At 67.1% G+C, this 16,947-nt stretch carries 16 protein-coding genes; 8 read left to right on the plus strand and 8 right to left on the minus strand.

The window, feature by feature from the left end; all coding sequences use genetic code 11:
* Positions 1–136 precede the first annotated feature (136 nt).
* Both EIZ44_RS08695 and EIZ44_RS08700 read left to right on the plus strand, forming a co-directional pair.
* Positions 137–1,474 carry an MFS transporter gene (locus EIZ44_RS08695; RefSeq protein WP_037816944.1) on the plus strand — a complete coding sequence of 446 codons (1,338 nt, stop codon included), beginning with the start codon at positions 137–139 and terminating at the stop codon, positions 1,472–1,474.
* The gene (locus EIZ44_RS08700; RefSeq protein WP_134728194.1) at positions 1,471–3,051 is read left to right on the plus strand and encodes a carboxypeptidase-like regulatory domain-containing protein; all 1,581 of its coding nucleotides are present in this window, start codon (positions 1,471–1,473) and stop codon (positions 3,049–3,051) included. Before EIZ44_RS08695 ends, EIZ44_RS08700 begins: the two co-directional genes overlap by 4 nt.
* Here EIZ44_RS08700 and EIZ44_RS08705 read toward each other — a convergent pair.
* Genes EIZ44_RS08705 through EIZ44_RS08720 form a run of 4 tightly spaced genes read right to left on the minus strand, consistent with a single transcriptional unit; the run spans position 3,035 to position 6,651 of the window.
* On the minus strand, positions 3,035–4,147 hold the full coding sequence (locus EIZ44_RS08705; RefSeq protein ID WP_134728195.1) for a mandelate racemase/muconate lactonizing enzyme family protein: 1,113 nt from the start codon (positions 4,145–4,147) through the stop codon (positions 3,035–3,037). The genes EIZ44_RS08700 and EIZ44_RS08705 overlap by 17 nt on opposite strands.
* A complete protein-coding gene (locus EIZ44_RS08710) occupies positions 4,144–5,046 on the minus strand; it encodes a dihydrodipicolinate synthase family protein (RefSeq protein WP_134728196.1) in 903 nt (300 codons plus the stop codon). The genes EIZ44_RS08705 and EIZ44_RS08710 overlap by 4 nt, the downstream gene beginning before the upstream one ends.
* Positions 5,043–5,921 carry an amidohydrolase family protein gene (locus EIZ44_RS08715; RefSeq protein WP_037816935.1) on the minus strand — a complete coding sequence of 293 codons (879 nt, stop codon included), beginning with the start codon at positions 5,919–5,921 and terminating at the stop codon, positions 5,043–5,045. Before EIZ44_RS08715 ends, EIZ44_RS08710 begins: the two co-directional genes overlap by 4 nt.
* 4 nt (positions 5,922–5,925) lie before the next feature.
* Positions 5,926–6,651: a creatininase family protein gene (locus tag EIZ44_RS08720; protein ID WP_037816933.1), complete on the minus strand. Its 726-nt coding sequence runs from the start codon at positions 6,649–6,651 to the stop codon at positions 5,926–5,928.
* 225 nt (positions 6,652–6,876) lie between these two features.
* Here EIZ44_RS08720 and EIZ44_RS08725 point away from each other — a divergent pair, with 225 nt between their 5' ends.
* The gene (locus EIZ44_RS08725; protein WP_134728197.1) at positions 6,877–7,173 is read left to right on the plus strand and encodes a hypothetical protein; all 297 of its coding nucleotides are present in this window, start codon (positions 6,877–6,879) and stop codon (positions 7,171–7,173) included.
* A 348-nt stretch (positions 7,174–7,521) separates the two neighbouring features.
* On the opposite strand, the gene EIZ44_RS08730 is transcribed toward EIZ44_RS08725, so the two are convergent.
* A complete protein-coding gene (locus EIZ44_RS08730) occupies positions 7,522–8,304 on the minus strand; it encodes an IclR family transcriptional regulator (RefSeq protein WP_037816931.1) in 783 nt (260 codons plus the stop codon).
* A 55-nt stretch (positions 8,305–8,359) separates the two neighbouring features.
* Complete coding sequence (locus EIZ44_RS08735; protein ID WP_134728198.1) at positions 8,360–8,803, minus strand: MarR family winged helix-turn-helix transcriptional regulator; 444 nt, start codon at positions 8,801–8,803, stop codon at positions 8,360–8,362.
* Between the two features lie 79 nt (positions 8,804–8,882).
* Here EIZ44_RS08735 and EIZ44_RS08740 point away from each other — a divergent pair, with 79 nt between their 5' ends.
* The 4 genes from EIZ44_RS08740 to EIZ44_RS08755 all read left to right on the plus strand — a co-directional run bounded on the left by EIZ44_RS08740 (position 8,883) and on the right by EIZ44_RS08755 (position 12,504).
* Positions 8,883–10,118, plus strand: coding sequence for an amidohydrolase family protein (locus tag EIZ44_RS08740; protein WP_167754043.1), 1,236 nt, complete (start codon positions 8,883–8,885; stop codon positions 10,116–10,118).
* Positions 10,115–10,672: a GNAT family N-acetyltransferase gene (locus EIZ44_RS08745; protein ID WP_134728200.1), complete on the plus strand. Its 558-nt coding sequence runs from the start codon at positions 10,115–10,117 to the stop codon at positions 10,670–10,672. The genes EIZ44_RS08740 and EIZ44_RS08745 overlap by 4 nt, the downstream gene beginning before the upstream one ends.
* Positions 10,673–10,762: 90 nt before the next feature.
* Positions 10,763–11,848 carry a sensor histidine kinase gene (locus tag EIZ44_RS08750; protein ID WP_134728201.1) on the plus strand — a complete coding sequence of 362 codons (1,086 nt, stop codon included), beginning with the start codon at positions 10,763–10,765 and terminating at the stop codon, positions 11,846–11,848.
* On the plus strand, positions 11,845–12,504 hold the full coding sequence (locus EIZ44_RS08755; RefSeq protein WP_134728202.1) for a response regulator: 660 nt from the start codon (positions 11,845–11,847) through the stop codon (positions 12,502–12,504). Before EIZ44_RS08750 ends, EIZ44_RS08755 begins: the two co-directional genes overlap by 4 nt.
* On the opposite strand, the gene EIZ44_RS08760 is transcribed toward EIZ44_RS08755, so the two are convergent.
* Positions 12,501–13,445, minus strand: coding sequence for an alpha/beta fold hydrolase (locus EIZ44_RS08760; RefSeq protein WP_240691248.1), 945 nt, complete (start codon positions 13,443–13,445; stop codon positions 12,501–12,503). The genes EIZ44_RS08755 and EIZ44_RS08760 overlap by 4 nt on opposite strands.
* A 51-nt stretch (positions 13,446–13,496) precedes the next feature.
* Here EIZ44_RS08760 and EIZ44_RS08765 point away from each other — a divergent pair, with 51 nt between their 5' ends.
* Positions 13,497–16,325 (plus strand): AfsR/SARP family transcriptional regulator, encoded by a 2,829-nt coding sequence (locus tag EIZ44_RS08765; RefSeq protein WP_134728203.1) that lies wholly within the window; start codon positions 13,497–13,499, stop codon positions 16,323–16,325.
* Between the two features lie 46 nt (positions 16,326–16,371).
* Here EIZ44_RS08765 and EIZ44_RS08770 read toward each other — a convergent pair whose 3' ends face one another.
* Positions 16,372–16,938, minus strand: a complete 567-nt coding sequence (locus tag EIZ44_RS08770) for a YceI family protein (RefSeq protein ID WP_134728204.1) — start codon at positions 16,936–16,938, stop codon at positions 16,372–16,374.
* Positions 16,939–16,947: the final 9 nt, after the last annotated feature.

The following is a 16,947-nucleotide window of genomic DNA, read 5'->3' on the forward strand; positions in this document are numbered from 1 at the left end:
CCGACGCCGCCAGCATAGACTAATCTTTCCGAAATAGAAGACGCATCTACGGTATTTCGAAAATGCGGGATTCGGGGGCGCTGGGGTCGAGGTCGACCGGCCTTGATCCACCATCGGATCAGGAGGTGCGGGCGACATGGGCGCAGACCGCTCCGGCTCGGCAGGCTCGGCCCCGGCACGCTCGGCGCGCCGGTCCGCGGTGCTGGCTTCCAGCATCGGCACGCTGCTCGAGTACTACGACTATTACCTGTTCGGCCTGGCCGCCGCCGTCGTGTTCCCGGCCGTGTTCTTCCCGTCCGAGGACCCGCTCACCGGGCAGCTGTCGTCGTTCGCCACCTTCGCCGTCGGGTTCGTGCTGCGCCCGGTCGGCGGCATCGTGATCGGGCACATCGCGGACCGGTTCGGCCGCAAGAAGGCCTTGATCCTCACCATCGTGCTGATGGGGATCGCCACGATTCTCATCGGGGCGCTTCCCGGATACCGCCAGATCGGCGTCGCGGCCCCGATTCTGCTGGTGATCCTGCGGCTGCTGCAGGGCTTTTCGACCGGCGGCGAAATGGGCGGCGCGATCTCGCTGGCCGTCGAGCACGCCCCGCCGCGCAAACGCGGTCTCTACGGGGCCCTGCTCCTTTCCGGGGCAGGTGTCGCGCTGCTCATTTCCTCCGGGCTGATGGCGTTGTTCGCGACGCTTCCCGACCGGGATTTCCTGGCCTGGGGCTGGCGGATCCCGTTCCTGCTCAGCTTCGTGCTGCTGGTCGCGGGCTTGATCATCCGGATGCGCGTAGGCGAAACGCCGGAGTTCGAACGCGCACGCAAGAAGGACGTCGGCGCGCGCATTCCGCTGGTCGCTGTGCTGCGCCGGCCACGCAATTTGATCTACGGTGTTCTGTTCGGTTTCGCCAACAGCATCGGCGGCTACGTCATCACCACCTACGGCGCGTCGTATGTCAAAAAGGATCTCGGAATGCCCGCGTCCGTGGCGCTCACCGCGACCATGGTCGCCGCCGGCGCGCAGATCGTTCTCGCGCCGACCTGGGGCGCGCTGTCCGACCGGATCGGCCGGAAACCGGTGTTCCTCGGCGGCTGTATCGGGCTCGCCGTGGTGATCTTCCCGGTGTTCTGGTTGTTCGAGACGAAGAACCCGGTCCTCGTGGCGGTCGCGATGGTGCTGGGCTTCTCGGTGTTCGTGATGGCGATGTCCGCGCTGTCCCAGACGATTCTGTCCGAATTGTTCGACACTCGCTCGCGCGTCACCGGCGTCAACCTGGGATATCAGCTCACTGCGGTGCTCGGCGGCGGATTCGCGCCGTACCTCAGCGCGTTGCTGGTCGGCGCGACCGGCGCGGTGTGGGGCGTCGGTATTTACGTCATAGCCGGCTGCGTGCTCAGCGCGATCGCGATGCTGCTGTTGCCCGAACGCGCCGGGCAACCGTTGCCGGAACCGGCCGTTGAACCGAAAGCCGCGACAGTATGACCTTGCTGGGATACGTCAGCGACGAACGCTATCTCGCCCTGCCCGATGTCGCGGTCGAGATCAACGCCGGCGATGCGCACTGGACCGCCCGCTCCACCGCGACCGGCGCAATCCACGCCGACGTTCCGCCCGGCAACTACCGCGTCACCCTCGCCAAGGACGGCTACGGCGCCAAACACGTCGACCTCGCGCTCGGAGCTGAACCGCACCAGTTCCGGCTGCTGTCCGACCAGATTTTCGGTTACCTGTGGCCGAAATGGACCCGCAGCGGCGACGAAGGCGAATTCCGGATCCACAGCCCCGAGCCGTACCGCCTGAGCCTGTGGCGATACGGCGCGGCGGCCGAGGAGACCGCGCTGATCGGCTGGTTCGACGAACATGCACCGCGCGCCACCGTGCAGGTCACGCCCGATGGCGACTACACGCAAACCGGCGTGCGGTTCAACGAAAAAGGATACGTCGATCCGTCCCACCGCCAGTACGTCACGGCTCCCGACCGCAGCGGCCTGTACTACTTCCACGTCGAAGGCGAATCCGGGACCCGGTTTTCGTTTCCCTGGGTAGTCGCGCCACGCCAGCCGACCGCGCCGATCGCCGTCGTCGCGTCCACGAACACCTGGAACGCCTACAACAATTTCGGCGGCCGCAGCAATTACATCAACGCCTCCGGTCTCCCTTCCGCGCCAGTTTTGGTGCCCCGCTTGGAAATGCCCCGCTACCTGGAATCAAGCTTCAGCGAACACGCCCTGCCCGACGACGCGTACCCGCCGCTCTCCTTTGAACGCCCAGAACCGCTGAACCAGCTCAGCGCCGACGCCCAGCCGGAGGACCCGATCCGCGGCAGGCAACCGTGTCACCTGGCCGCCGCGGAATGGCGGCTGCTCAGCTGGCTGGAACGCAACGGCTACGCGTACGACCTCTACTCCGACGCGCACCTGCACGACGGAACTCTGCCGTTGGACAGCTACCGCACGTTGGTCCTGAGCACGCATCCGGAGTATTGGTCCCGCGAGATGTACTCCGCGGTCTATTCCTGGGTGCACGATCGCGGCGGAAAACTGGCCAACTTCGGCGGCAATGTCGCGGACTGCGAAGTGGCGTTCTCTTCGGACGCACTGCGCTTCCGCACCCAGGCCGTCGAGTCCAGTGCGTATGAGAGCCGGATGCACCGCACGTTCCGGCCGACGTCGGAGCTGTTCGGCGTCGTGTTCACCAGCGCAGGCGCGATGACCGGAGCGCCATACGAGGTCGTCGACCCCAGCCACTGGGCTTTCCGCGGCACCGGCTTGGACAAAGGAGACCTGTTCGGCGTCCGAAGCCTGCACGAACGGTGCCCCGGCGGTGCTTCCGGACACGAAACCGACAAGACCGGCCTGCACAGTCCACAAGGGACTCACGTACTCGCCCGCGGCCTGAACCCCGGCGACGGCGGCGGCGAAATCGCTTGCTACGCCACGGCCAGCGGCGGCGAGGTGTTCTCCGTCGGGTCGATCGCCTGGACGTCCGCCGTGCTGGTAGACGACGGCGTCTCCGCGGTCACGGCAAACGTCCTCGACCGGTTCACCGGACGCTCCTGAACCCGGCGGCGATATCGTCAGCCACCTCGACGCCGAGTCCGGGCGCGTCGCCGAGCCGGACGGTCTGGCCGTCGCTGTTCAACGGCGTCTTGAGGATGTCGCGCTCGTAGTAATGCGCGCCGATGATGTCAGACGGAATCCGGGCCGACAGTTCAGGCGCAGCACACGCCGCGTGCAACTGGGCCGCCGCGCCAATGCCAAGCTCCCCATTGGAACCGAGCACAACGTCGAGCCCGAACGCGTTCGCGAGCTGCGCCATCGCCACCACTCTGCCCGGCCCGCCCGCCTTGCCGATGTACAGGCTGACCGCGTCCGCCGCTTCGGCCCGGATCACCGACACGAGGTCTTCCGTGCCGAACACGCTTTCATCGGCCACAATGGACAACCCGCGTCCGCGCAACTCCCGCATCCCGGCCAGATCGCCAGGCGTCACCGGCTGTTCGAGAAACGCCGGACCCTGGCCGCGCATCAACTCAATCGCCCGGGCAGCGTCTCCGAGCCGGTAACCACCGTTCGCGTCCAGCCCGAGGAACGTGTCTGCTCCGACGAGCTCCCGTGCCTCCGCGAGCCGACGCGCGTCTTCTTCAGGATCGAAGCCAATCTTGAGCTTATAGCTGCGAAATCCGGCCGCGAAGGCTGACTGGTAGACGTCGTGGAGCCGTTGCCCGCTGCCGCTGAGCGAACACTTCACCGGCACCTCAGTCCTTAATGGGCCCCCGAGCGCCACCGCGAGCGGGACTCCGAGCGTGCGCGCGTACGCGTCCCACAACGCCGTCGAAATCCCGGCTTTGGTGAACGGCGCACCGGCCACCGCCTCGTCCATGCGCCGCTCAAGATCGGCGATGGGGACGAGCGGCCGGCCGAGGATCGCCGGGGCAAGTGCCTTCTTGATGAGATATTCCGCCGTGCCAGCGTCCTCGCCACTCCACTGGAGCGTCGCGCTGACCTCGCCCAGCCCGGTCGCACCGTCCGAAGTGGTCACCCGGACCAGCAGGAAGTCGGAATGGTCATGCGTCCCGCGAGCCCCGGCCACGACCAGTTCCGGCCGGACGACCGGGCTGACCGCGGTGACCTCGAGGTCGTCGACGGTGTTCACAGAAACTCGCGGAACTCGGCGAGAAACCGGTCGATCATCCGGATGTCCTCAGCGTCGAGCCGATGCGCGGGCGCGCGACAGTACGGACTGCCGAAGAACCCACGGCGTACGGAAATCAGTTTCTCCGCCGCGATAATCCGCTCAGTGTCCAGCATCCAATAGGAAATGTAGGGCAGCAGCCGCCGATGCAACTCGTCGCCGCCCGCTTCGTCGCCGTCCTCGAACCGCCGCCAGATCTCCACGTAGATCTCGGTGAACGAACACCCCGGCTGCGTCCCGACCGCCCCGCGCCGGATCGCGTCCGGCAACTGCACGCCCGCATACCCTTCGACCGCCGGTATCGGCGGATCCCCGGCGGCCAGCTCGGCGATCAACGGTCCAGGCGGGCTGGATTCGACCTTGACCAGCTGCAGATTGGCATGCTTGGCGGCGATCTTGCGCAGCACATCCGCGTCAAGACTGGTCCCGGTCTCCTCGGGCGCGTACTGCAACACCACCGGAGTCGGCGCGACCGCGTCAAGCACCTCCCGGATGTGCTTGACCAGCGCTTTCCGTGACGGTTGCAGATAATGCGGCGGCAGAAGATTGATCAAGTCCGCCCCCGCGGCCACGACTTCCTTGGCCCGCTGCACCGCCAGCCGCGTCGCATGGTCCTGAACCGCGATAATGGCCAGGACGTCCGACCGCGGGTTCGTCTCCGCCAGCAACACCTCGGTCAGCGTGTGCCGCTCGTCCTCGGCCAACTTGTAGAACTCCGAGGCGAAGCCAGGAAACATCACACTGCCGACCCCGGTCCCGAGCACCTGCCGGATGACCCGCCGGAAGCCGGAAACATCGATGTCGCCGTCGTCGGTGAAAGGCACCTCGAGAACGGGAGACACTCCGCGAATAGGCGTCATCGAATCCCCTTCTGAAGGCCGAGCGCGGCGACCGCGTCCGCGTGAATGATTCCCTCGATCAGTTCGGGCGAGATCTTCGGCAACGCGGTGCCCGCGACGATGTCGTTGACCCGCCGGATCCCGGCGATCGCCTCCGCGGTGGTGGCGATCGGAAAGTCCGAACCAAGCAACAGCTTGTGCGGCACGCCCCACTCCTGCGCCGCGAGCAGTGATTCGTAACAGACCCAAGGCCGGAGGTAAATCGAAGACACGTCCGCATACACGTGCGGATGCTTGCGGATGGTCACCACAGTCTCGCGTCCCCAGGGATGGCCCATGTGCGCCATGACGATCCGGAGCTCCGGGAACTGCAGCGCGACCTCGTCGGTGACCAGCGGATACGTGTACCGCAACGGCGCCTGCCGGATCGGCGACGCACCCTGATGAAACAAGATCGGCAACCCATGCCGCTCGCAATAACCGTAGAACTCCAACGCTTTCGGACCCAGCGGATCGAAATTCTGATAATTGGGCCCGAGCTTCACCCCGACCAGCCCGAGCTCCCGGCACCGATCAGCCTCGTCGAACACGTCGGCCGCAGTGGGATTGACCGACATAAACCCAATCCGCCGCCCAGGGTCAGCCGTCACAAACGCCGCCGTAGCAGTATTAGTATCCTCCGCCCGATACGGCAGCCCAGTCGCCTCTTCCGGCTCCTCAACAGCAATGTTGAACACAATCGACAGATCGGCGACCTCGGTAGCTTTGTCGTAATCCGCCCAAGAATTCGTAGTGACCACAGCCCGGTCGGTCCGCCACCCTTCGTAAACGCGCCGCTCGTCCTCCGGCACCGCGGCCTGGTGGGTGGGAGTGTGAGTGTGCACGTCCACGATCATGGCTTCACAACACCTCCGCCAGCTCGACGAACCGATCCGCGAGCCCGCTGGCGATCCTCTCGAACCACTGCCTGCCCTGATCCACGGCAGCCAACTCAGGCCGGTCGGTATACCCGTCGATACTCAGCCAAACCCGCTCGGAATGAATGTCCACATCAGACACCCTGATTGTTGCGGGCAACTCCCTCGCCGCCGGTTCTTGCACCAGCTCCCCGCGAACCGCCATCATCATCGACGTCTCGAACTCACCAGCATGCCCAGGCACGATGTCCTCCGGCTCAAGGACCCGCCAGTAATCAGTGTGCGCCACCGCAAGCCCGTGCCGAGTCGACGCCGCACCAGCGAACGCATGACAGACGCCGACGTTGCCCCCGTGCCCGTTGACGATGACCAGCCGCCGCCCACCCTGCACCGCGATCGACCGGGCGAGGTCGTCGAGCACATGCAACAAGGTCTGCGGCGACAGCGAAAGTGTCCCGTTGAAGGGCAGATGATGATCGGAAGCCCCGTACGGAATGGTCGGCGCGAGCAACAACGCCCGCCCAGCCCGCGGTGCCGCCAACTCGGCCGCCCGCTCGCACACCGCAGCCGCGAGAAAGCCATCGGTCCCAGTAGGCAAGTGCGGCCCATGCTGCTCGGTCGCGCCGATGGACACCAGAACGAGCGCCTCGGAAAGCACCCCGCGCACCACGGCGCGGTCGGCCTCCGCCCAGCGCAACAGTGCGCCCACGACGTCTCCCCGATACTCCGGTTGGCCTATCTTCCGGTATTTCGTAGAAGTCTTCCTGATTCAGGAAGATAGTCGATCGGGGAGGGAGACGCAATGCCGTTGGCGTGGCGACAAGAAGCGGCCCGGCCGGGCGCAGCGCGCGCAACGCAGGTCCGGACCCGTCGCTTGTCGCATCCAAGACGTGCGACGAGGCCCGCATTTGGCACCAGGAAGTAGGGTACGGAGATGGCAGACGGCAAATTCTTTGAAATGAGAGATATCGACTTCTACGAATATGATGATGATGCACGACGTTTGCTCGAGCAAGGCGTTGATCTAAATTATTTGGTAGCTGAACTGCGTAAGATGGGTTGCCCTAAGGGTGGCTGCGTGGATGTGGTGTCGAGGATTGCCGGAATTTCGCTCGGTGAAGCCAAGCTGCTTGTCCACAACTCGCCAGCGTGGGCGGATGCGAAGAAACCTGACGAGCGCTTCCAGCGGAAAGCAGCGAAGGCGGCGCGAAAATTTGATCCTAAAGATTGATGGTTGCGAACCGTACGTGCCGCCGTACGACCGGCCGCATGCGGAGCTGACGAAGAGCCAGGCGCGCGAGTCTTATGAGCGCCTCATGAAGGCGGTGCCTGAGCGGGTCGAGCGCCTGCGGAGGTTGCTCCATCGCAACGGGATCGAGATTGGGGACGAGGACGAGTCGGTGCAGGAGCTCAACGACTGGTTCAGGGCGAACGTTGAACCGAACCCGGACAACCCGGATCGTCTCCGCAATCTTTGGTATGCGGTGGTGAACGATGTGGCGGTGTTTCTAGGAAACCTTGTTGTCGCCAGATGCCCTAACTTGCACTGGCCGCTGCTGACGCCTAGGACTTCGGCCATTCACACCGCAAACCCCAACCGCCGTGAGACCTCCTGCCCAACCTGCACCACCCCACGCACCGCAGCCTTCCTCTTCTCTCCAACCAACTGCCGCGCAAACCCCGTCACTCCAACGGCCCCGGCCACAGCCCCCTCGGCGTCGAAGAACGGCGCAGCGAGGCAGGCGATCTCAGCCTGCTCCTCCTCGCTCTCAATCGCATACCCATCCGCCCGCACCTTCGCCAGCAACGCCAAAAACTGACCCGCATCCGGAGCCGCAGCCTTGGGCCCAACCCCGCGCGAAAGGCGAGACAGCAACGGCTTCAGCTCAGCCTCCGGAAGATGCGCCGCGATAGCCCGACCCAGGGCGGTCAGATCGAACGGCGCGACCTTCCCCCGATAAGTGTCGAACTGGACGAACCCAGGCGTGGATGCCTTGGCGACATAAACCACCGAAGCGTCCTCCAAGATCCCCACATGCGCGGGCATCCCTAGGCTCTCCGCAAGACGTCGCAGGTCGGCTTGGACGAGCGAAGGCAGGTCGACCTTCCGCACCAACTCGATGGCCAAACCGTAAAGCCGCAGGGTGGGACGCCAGAAGTGGCTGCGCCCGACGACCCGCCGCACGGCATACCCCCGCTGCTCCAGCGTGTACGCGATCGACGCGCAGGTGGCGAGCGGCACCCCGGCGGCCTTCGCGAGGGCGGTCAGCGTCAGCGGCTCCTCAGCCCGCACGAGGGCTTCCAACACGGTCAGCGTCCGGTCCGCGGCCGGCGACGCTGCTTTGCCCGATGCGTCGCTCATCCGGCATCAACCTTTCGGATACCTGTAGTCATCTTCGGAACACGGTAGCGTCCGGTCAGCCGGCTGGCTCGATTCGCGCGATGGTCTCTTCGGCCCATGATCGGATGGTGTCGGCCTGGTCGGGGGTCAATTCGTCGAGGAAATGGCGGCGAATGTTGCTGCCGTGCACCACCAACGCCTCCTGGGTGACCGAGCGGCCATGTGCGGTGAGGGCGATTCCGGTGCGCCGTCCGCTGGGGCCGCTGCGGGTCGGGGCGACCAGGTCGCGCGACTCCATCCGCGTCAGCTGGTGCGAGACCCGGCTCTTCTCCCAGCCGAGCGCCTCGACCAGGTCGGCGACGCGCGTTTCGTGGCCGGGCGTGCGCCAGAGGGTCACCAAGACACTGAACTCGGCCTTCGAGATGCCGCAGTCACGCTGCAGTCCGCGATCCAGTTCGCGGGTGAGCAGGCGTTGTGCGTGCACCCAGGCGTTCCACAGCTCCCAGTCGTCGGGGGTCATGAACCGGAAGCGTACCCGGGGAGTTGACTCATCAACTCCAGCGGCTCTAGAGTTGATGTATCAACTTTGGGGAGGGTTCATGCGGACATTGCTCCAGAACGGGACCGTGGTCAGTCTTGACCCGGCGATCGGGGATCTCCCGCGCGGGGACGTGCTCATCGAGGACGGGCGGATCGCGGCGGTCGGGCCCTCGATCCAGGCCGACGCCCAGGTCGTGGACGCCTCGGGCAAGATCGTCCTGCCGGGATTCGTGGACACCCATCGGCACACCTGGCAGACGGCGTTCCGCGGGCTCGGCGCGGACTGGACGTTCGCCGAATACCGCGAGGTCATGCACGAACGGCTCCGGCCCCACTACCTGCCGGAGGACGTGTATCTCGGCAACCTGCTGGGGCGGCTCGAAGCGCTGAACTCGGGCGTGACGACGATGCTCGACTGGTTCCACTGCTCCGACCGGCCGGAGCACGCCGACGCGGCGATCGACGCGCTCCAGGAGGCTCCTGGGAGATCCATCTTTTGCTACAGCGCGATGGACCCAGCCGACACCGTCCGCGTGCGGAAGCGGCTAACCGGCGACGAAATGGCCTTCGGGTTGCGTGGGCCGATGCTGACCACAATGGACACGACGGCCGCCGACGTCGCGTTGGCGCGGGAACTCGGCCTCAGGGTGAGCGTGCACATCCACCGCGCGGCCGGTGACTCGATTCCCGAAATGCGCGAACGAAAACTGCTTGACGACCGGACGACGATAGTTCACGGCAACGGTCTCACCGACGCACAGCTGGCGATCCTCGCGGACGCGGGCTGTTCGGTGACGGTCAGCCCGGACGTCGAGCTGAAGATGGGGATGGGATGGCCGGATACCGGACGGTTGCTGGCGGCTGGGATCCGGCCATCATTGTCCATTGACGACTGTCCGTCTGTAGGGGGCGACATGTTTTCGGCTATGCGTACGGCGTTTGCCGCGCAGCGCGGTCTCGACGGCGGTCTTGTCGCGCGCGACCTGCTCGAGTTCGCCACTGTGGACGGTGCCCGTACCTGCGGGCGTGGTGACCGGGCGGGCAGTATCAGTGTCGGGAAAAACGCGGATCTGGTGCTCATCGACGCGGAGGATCTGTCGGTGTTCCCGGTCAACGACGCGGTGTCCACAGTGGTCACAGCTGCGCATCCAGGCGTGGTCGACAGCGTCTTCGTCGGGGGCAAGGCGGTCAAGCGGGACGGCCGGTTGCTGGGAGTGGATGTGCCGAAGCTCAGGACCAGGCTGCTGGAATCTCGCGACCGGATCGCGGCGGCGGCCGGATTGGTGATCGGGTGATAGTTCTGGAGACGGATCGGTTGCTGCTGCGGCGGTTCACCGAAGCCGACTTAGACAATCTGGTGCAGCTCGACAGCGACCCTCAAGTGATGCGGTTTCTCACCGGCGCGCCGACGCCTCGCGCCGAGATCGAACAGCAGGTGCTGCCCGGAATTCTCGCCGATTACCAACGCGGACCAGCCGGGCAATGGGCGGCGATCGAAAAGGCGACCGACGAGTTCATCGGCTGGATTTCCTTGCAGCCGCCGGAAGACGGCAGTACGACGGAGCTGGAACTCGGCTACCGGCTGCTGGCGAAAGCCTGGGGTCGCGGGTATGCGACGGAAGGCTCCCGGGCGCCGATCCACAAAGGATTCACCGAGCTCGGCACGCAGCGGGTGTGGGCACAGACGATGGCAGTGAACACTCCGTCGCGGCGGGTGATGGAGCGGTCCGGGCTGAGGTACGTCCGCACCTTCCACCTGCACTTCGACGATCCGTTGCCGGGCACGGAACACGGTGAGGTCGAGTACGCGTTGACCCGCGAAGAATGGGTGGCCAACGGCCGGGGCTGAGCGCGGTGCAGGGGCAACACTCGTGCCCTGCCGTCCATACCGCCGGGTGAGCGCGTACGGCATCCTTTTCGTCCGGAATACACTCGCCGGGTGATCAACCTCCTGCGGGTCTCGCGGGCTCGGCACGCGGTGTGGTTTCCCCTGCTCGGGCTGGTGTTGTTCGCCGGATCGCTGCTGCCGTCCCTGCAGACGTTCGGCACGCAGTTCGGCGGGCTGCCGTCGCGGCCGTTCGACGCGCTGGCCGTCGGAGCGGTCGCGCTGCAGTCGTTGTCGCTCGCCGGGTGCCGCCGATGGCCGATCGCGGTGCTCGCGCTGGTGTCGGCCGGGTTCGCGATCGACCAGCTGTGCGGTTACCACTCGTTCGCGGGCTCGGCGTTGCCGGTCGCGGTGCTCAACGCCGGCTGGCGGGCGGATCGGGGACGCCGGGCGGCGGCAGTCGGGTTCACTGCGGCGTATCTGCTGTTCGTGGCCGCGTTTCCGCTGCGTGGCGGCGGGGAATCGGCGGCGGGAGTGGCCGCGTTCTACCTGTCGCTGGTCGTCGTGTGGGGGATCGGGGCGTGGCTGCGCTCCACCCGCGCCGCGGAGGCCGAACGGCGCCGCCGGGTCGCCGAGGAAACGCGCGCGGCGGAGCGGGCGCGGATCGCTCGCGAGCTGCATGACGTCGTGACTCATCACGTGACCGCGATGGTCGTGCAGACCGAATCCGCGCGGTATCTCACCGGCGAGCGGCTCGACCAGACGCTCGCCACGGTCAGCGGCACCGGCCGCCAAGCCATCGCTGAGCTGCGGAATCTGCTCGACGTGCTCAACCCCGGCGTCCAGCCCGCCCTCGGGCTCGACACGCTGGTCGAGCAGACGCGGCGAGCTGGGCAGCCGGTGGAGTTCACCGAGGTAGGCACGCCCGCGAAATCGGAGGTGGCGTACCGGGTCGTGCAGGAAGCGCTGACCAACGCCCTCAAACACGCGCCCGGCAGCCCGACTTCGGTTGAGGTCCGGCACGGCGCGGAGGACATCATCGTGGAAGTCCGCACCGAGAGCGAGGTCGACCTGGCGGTCGGCGGCAGCGGGCGCGGGCTGGCGGGGCTCCGCGATCGGGTCGGCGACGTCGGGGGAGACTTCGCCGCGGGGCGCGGCGAAAGCGGCGGGTTCTGCGTCCGGGCCCGGATTCCGGCGTGAGCGCGCCGTTGCGGGTCCTCGTCGCCGACGACCAGGTGCTGGTCCGCACCGGGCTGGTGACGATCATCGACGCGCAGCCGGACCTGGAGGTCGCGGGCGAATGCGGCGACGGGCAGGCCGCGGTCGAGCTGGCTCGCGAGCTGAGCCCGGACGTCGTCGTGATGGACGTGCGGATGCCGGTGCTCGACGGCATCACCGCGACCCGTCTGCTGGCCGGCTCCGACGTCGCGGCACCGGTGAAAGTGCTGGTGGTGACCAACTTCAACCTCGACGAGAACGTCTACCAGGCGTTGCGCGCCGGGGCTTCCGGGTTCTTGCTCAAGGACGCTCCGCCGGACCAGCTGCTGCACGGGATCCGGACCGTCGCGTCCGGCGCGGCGTTGCTCGACCCCGAGGTGACGCGCCAGCTCGTCGGCCGGTACGCCACCCGGATCCGCCCCGCTGCCGCGGATCCGGGCGACCTTCCGCTGGCCCCGCGCGAGCTGGAAGTCCTCCGTTTGGTCGCGGAAGGCCTTTCCAACAGCGAAATCGCCGCGGCGCTCGTGCTCAGCCAGGAGACCGTGAAGACTTACGTTTCGCGCATGCTCGCCAAACTCGGCGTCCGCGACCGGGTGCAGGCGGTCGTTTACGCTTATCGGCACGGACTGGTCGATTAACCCGCGACTCGCGCGGCGACGTCCTCGATTTCCCGCACGGCGACGTCCGGCTGATCCTGGTAAATGTAATGCCCGCTGGTTTTCGCGACGGTCAGTTCGCTGCGGCTGGAAAGCGCGAGCCACTTCACCTGGCCCTCGGTCCACGCCCGTTCCAATCCCGGACCGTACTGCGGCAGTTGCGCGAGGTATTCCTTCCCGTGCTTGATCACCTCGACCGGAATGTCCCCGGCGGATTTCACGTCCGCGTCGGCGACGACCAGTTTTTCCGGGCTTTCGCCGTTGAAGACCGCCAGGGTCTGCGCGCGGAGATCGGCCGCGTCCCCGGTGGCGTCGGCGGGGATTTCCCTGGTCAGGTCCGCGCCCTGGGTCGGCGAGGTGGCGTCCATCAGCACCAGGCCCTTGACCTTGTCCTGGTGGTCCGGGGCGTAGCGGGCGGCGATCAGCCCGCCGAGCGAATGCCCTGCCAGCACGACCGGCGAATCCGCGGCGAGCTGGCCGAGGACGCCGGTCAGCACCTTTCCGGTGGTCTCGAACGTCTGCCGGTCGGCGGGCTGATCGCTGCCGCCCGCGCCGAGCCGGTCGTAGGAACACACCCGGTTCTTCTTGCCGAGCGTTTCCTGCAGACTGGCGAATTTGTCCAGCGCGTCACCGCCTCCGTGCAGCAGAATGACGACCGGTTTGCCTTTTTCCAGCGTTCCCGAACACGATACGTTCACCGATTTGCCGTCCACGGTGATTTTCTTCGCGCCGGTGAACGCGGCCTGGCTGACCGGTGCGCTGCTCGGTGCCGAATCCGCTTCTGTTTCCTCGTCGCATCCCGCCAGAAGCAGACAGGCCGCGATCACCGCCGCGGTTCCCCCGGCCTTGTGCATCGAATACCCCTTCATGCCGGAAAACGCTACTGATCCGGTCGGGCTAAAACGTCCCCGCGCGGTGGACACCTGCGGGTAGCTCTCCTGGGGGACACCGGAGAGCTGCTTTAAACTCCCGGTATGTCGTCGGGCGCCGTGCGAACCGGCCGGGGAGGGGCGGAGCCCGGGTCCCGGCTGGAGTTCGCGGTGCTCGGGCCGGTCCGCGGCTGGTACGGCGGGCAGCCGCTGGAACTCGGGCCGGTGCTGCGGACGACGATGCTGGTCGCGCTGCTGCTGCGGCCGGACGTCACGGTCAGCCGGGCCGAGCTGGTCGACCGGGTGTGGGGCGAGCATCCGCCGGAGAGCGACGGCGTGCCCGGCTACATCTACCAGCTGCGGAAATCCCTGGCCGCGGCCGGCGCGGACGCGAAATCCGTGCTCCGGACCGATCCAGGCGGGTACCGGTTCGCCGGGGCCGGCGTCGGGGTGGACGCGGTGCGGGTCGACGAGATCGCCGCCCAAGCCAAGAAAGCCGCCGCAGCTGGCTCGCTCGCCGCGGCCGCCGACGGGTACGGGCAGGCGCTGGCGTTCTACGAGGGCGTTCCGCTGGCCGGACTGCCCGGCCCTTTCGCCGAACGGGAGCGAAGGCGGTTCGTCGAACGCCGCGTCGGGCTGGTCGAGGGCCGGACGGACGCGTTGATCCGGCTGGGCGATTACGCGTCGGCGATCGGCGAGGTGTCGGCGCTGCTCGCCGAGCATCCGGACCGCGAACCGCTGACCGGCCTGCTCATGCGGGCCCTTTACGGGGCCGGCCGGCAGAGCGACGCGCTCGACACCTGGCGCGAGTTCCGTGTCCGGATGCGCGATGAGCTGGGGCTGGAACCCAGCGAAGACCTGCGTCGCGTGCACGAGGCGGTGCTGCGCGGCGATGACGGAGCGCTCGGCGTCGCGGCGCGGCCAGCCACGGCGCCCAGGATCCGGGACGAGCTTCCGCACGACGTCGGCGAACTGTCCGGCCGCGACGACGAACTCGCCCGGCTCGTCGCGCCCGGAAGCGCAGTGTCCGCAGTGGACGGAGTACCCGGGTCTGGGAAAACGGCGCTCGCGGTGCGCGCGGCCCAGGTGCTGCGCGAGGAACATCCCGACGGCTGCCTGTTCGTCGCACTGCACGGGCACAGCACCAGCCGCGCTCCGCTCACTCCGGTACGGGTGGTGCGCCGATTGCTGCGCTCGGCGGGCGTCAACGAGCAGAACATTCCGGATGACCTGGACGAATTGTCCGCGAACTGGCGCGCCGCCACCGCTCCGCTGCGCCTGGTTCTGGTGCTGGACGACGCGATCAGCGCCGAGCAGGTCCGCCCGCTGCTTCCTGGCGGAACCGGAAACCGGGTGCTGATCACCAGCCGTCGCCGACTGCTCGGTTTGGACGTTGAACGCCGGATTTCCCTGGGCCCGTTGACTTCCGACGCCGCCGCGGGCTTGCTGGGCCGGATCGTCGGCCCGGCGCGGGCGAGCCAGGAACGCGCGGCCGTGCACGAACTGGCCAGCCTGTGCGGACGTCTTCCGCTCGCCCTGCGCATCGCGGGCGCCCGGCTGCAAAACCGTCCGATGTGGACCTTCCGCGACCTGGCGGACCGGCTCGCCGACGACACTGACCGGCTCGGCGAACTGACCGCTGAAGAACGCAGCGTCGAGGCCGCGTTCCGGCTTTCCTATGACCAGCTTCCGCCTAAAACTCAACGTGCCTTCCGCACTCTGGGCCGCGCGCCCGCACCTGAATTCGACGAACTCGTCCTCGCCGCGATGCTCGGCTGTCCCCGGCGCGAGGCGGAAAGCGTGCTCGAAGACTTGGTCGACGCGAACCTGGTGCAAGCGCCCGCCGCGGGCCGGTACCGGATGCACGACCTGGTCGCCGTCTACGCGCGCCGCCTCGCCGCGGACGAACCCGACGTCGCGAGCGGACTAGGTGTCTACCTGCACGCCTGCCGCGCCGCGAGCGAATGGGGCGAACCTGGTTTCCCCAGCGGCCCGGCACCCACCGACCCGCCTTTCGCAGGACTCGTCGACGCGTCGGCGTGGCTGGACCAGGCAGGCGACCTGGTGGAAGTCGTCTCGTCCGCAGTCGCCGCGGGCCATCCGGACTACGCGTGCTGGATTGCCGAGGGAGCCGTCGACTACCTCGTGCGCCGCATCCGGTACCGGGAATGTGTTGCCCTGCTGGAAGTTGCTCTGTCCGAAGTAGACAACGTGGCGGACCAGCGGATGAGGACAGCACTGCGATTCGGACTCGGCTGGGCATACCTCGGGCTGGGCGATCCCGTCCAGGCGAGGCAATGGTGCGAGGAAGGCCTGCGGATCAGCCGGGAAAACGGCGACCGGCGAGAAACCGCACGGGGCTTGTGCGGACTGGGAATGGTCACGATGTTCGCCGGACCGCTGGACGAAGCGGAACAAGTGCTGACCGACGCCCGGAGGCTGGCCGAAGAAGTGGCGGACAGCTGGTTAGTCGAACGAGCGGTCTCGGGCCTAGGGTACGTGCATTTCAAGCACGGCGAATACGAACGCTCGCTCGTCCGTTTCGCCGAATCGCGAGAAGTCGCGGTCGCAACGGGAAATCCGGCGATGCTGGGCCGGGCGTCCAGCCACATCGGCAGCGTCCGCCTGCATATGGGCCGCCCGGACGCGGCGGAACCCTTGCGCGAGGCAGTCGAATTGGCTGAGCGGCTCGACGACCGGTTGTTGCTGGTGAGTTCGCTTTCGCGGCTCGGTTCTGCGGAACAGGAATGGGGGAGCCTGGATCTCGCACTCTCGTATCATCTGCGGGCACTGAGCGCGTTGACCGACCAGATGTCCCCGTGGGCAGAGATCGAGGTCCGAAACCGGCTGGGGGCTTGTCACCAGGCGAGGGGCGAGGACGAGGCGGCGCGGGAGCAGTTTGCTCGCGCCGCGGTCCTCACTGAGGCGAACTGAGCGGCCGGGTTGGCGCGGCGGCCAACCCGGCCGGTCCACTGTCCACTCAGGAAGCGCGAATCGCCTCGATCTCAAGGACGAGTTCGATTTCCTTCGAGACCAGCAGGCCTCCCGATTCCAGCACCATGTTCCAGACCAGCCCCCAATCCTCGCGGTTGATTTTGCCGCGAGCGGAGAACACCGCGCGATCGTTCCCCCACGGATCGCGCGCGTGGCCGAGATACTCGACGGCGAGGGTGACCGGACGCGAGACGCCCTTGATGGTCAGGTCCCCGACCATGGTCGCCTCGGCGCCGGTCACGGTGACCGAGGTCGATGCGAACGTGGCCCGCGGATACTGTTCCACGTCAAAGAAATCGCCGGAACGGAGATGGTCGTCCCGGGTCTGATCTCCACTGTCCACAGTGGCCATTTCGATGACCGCGCGCACCGTGGTGTCCTCGATCTTCTCGCCGATTTCGACCGTGGCGTCGACCCCGGTGAACCGGCCGCGGACCTTGGTGAGCAGGAAATGTCTGCCCACGAAGCCGACCTCGGCGTGCCCTGGGTCGACCTTCCAGGTCCCGGCGGCGGGAAGTGCCGTTCCGGCGACCACGCGGGTTGCGTCTGTCATGGCGTTTCC

The organism is Amycolatopsis nivea (assembly GCF_004522235.1).
In the GTDB taxonomy this organism is placed as follows: Bacteria; Actinomycetota; Actinomycetes; order Mycobacteriales; family Pseudonocardiaceae; genus Amycolatopsis; species Amycolatopsis nivea.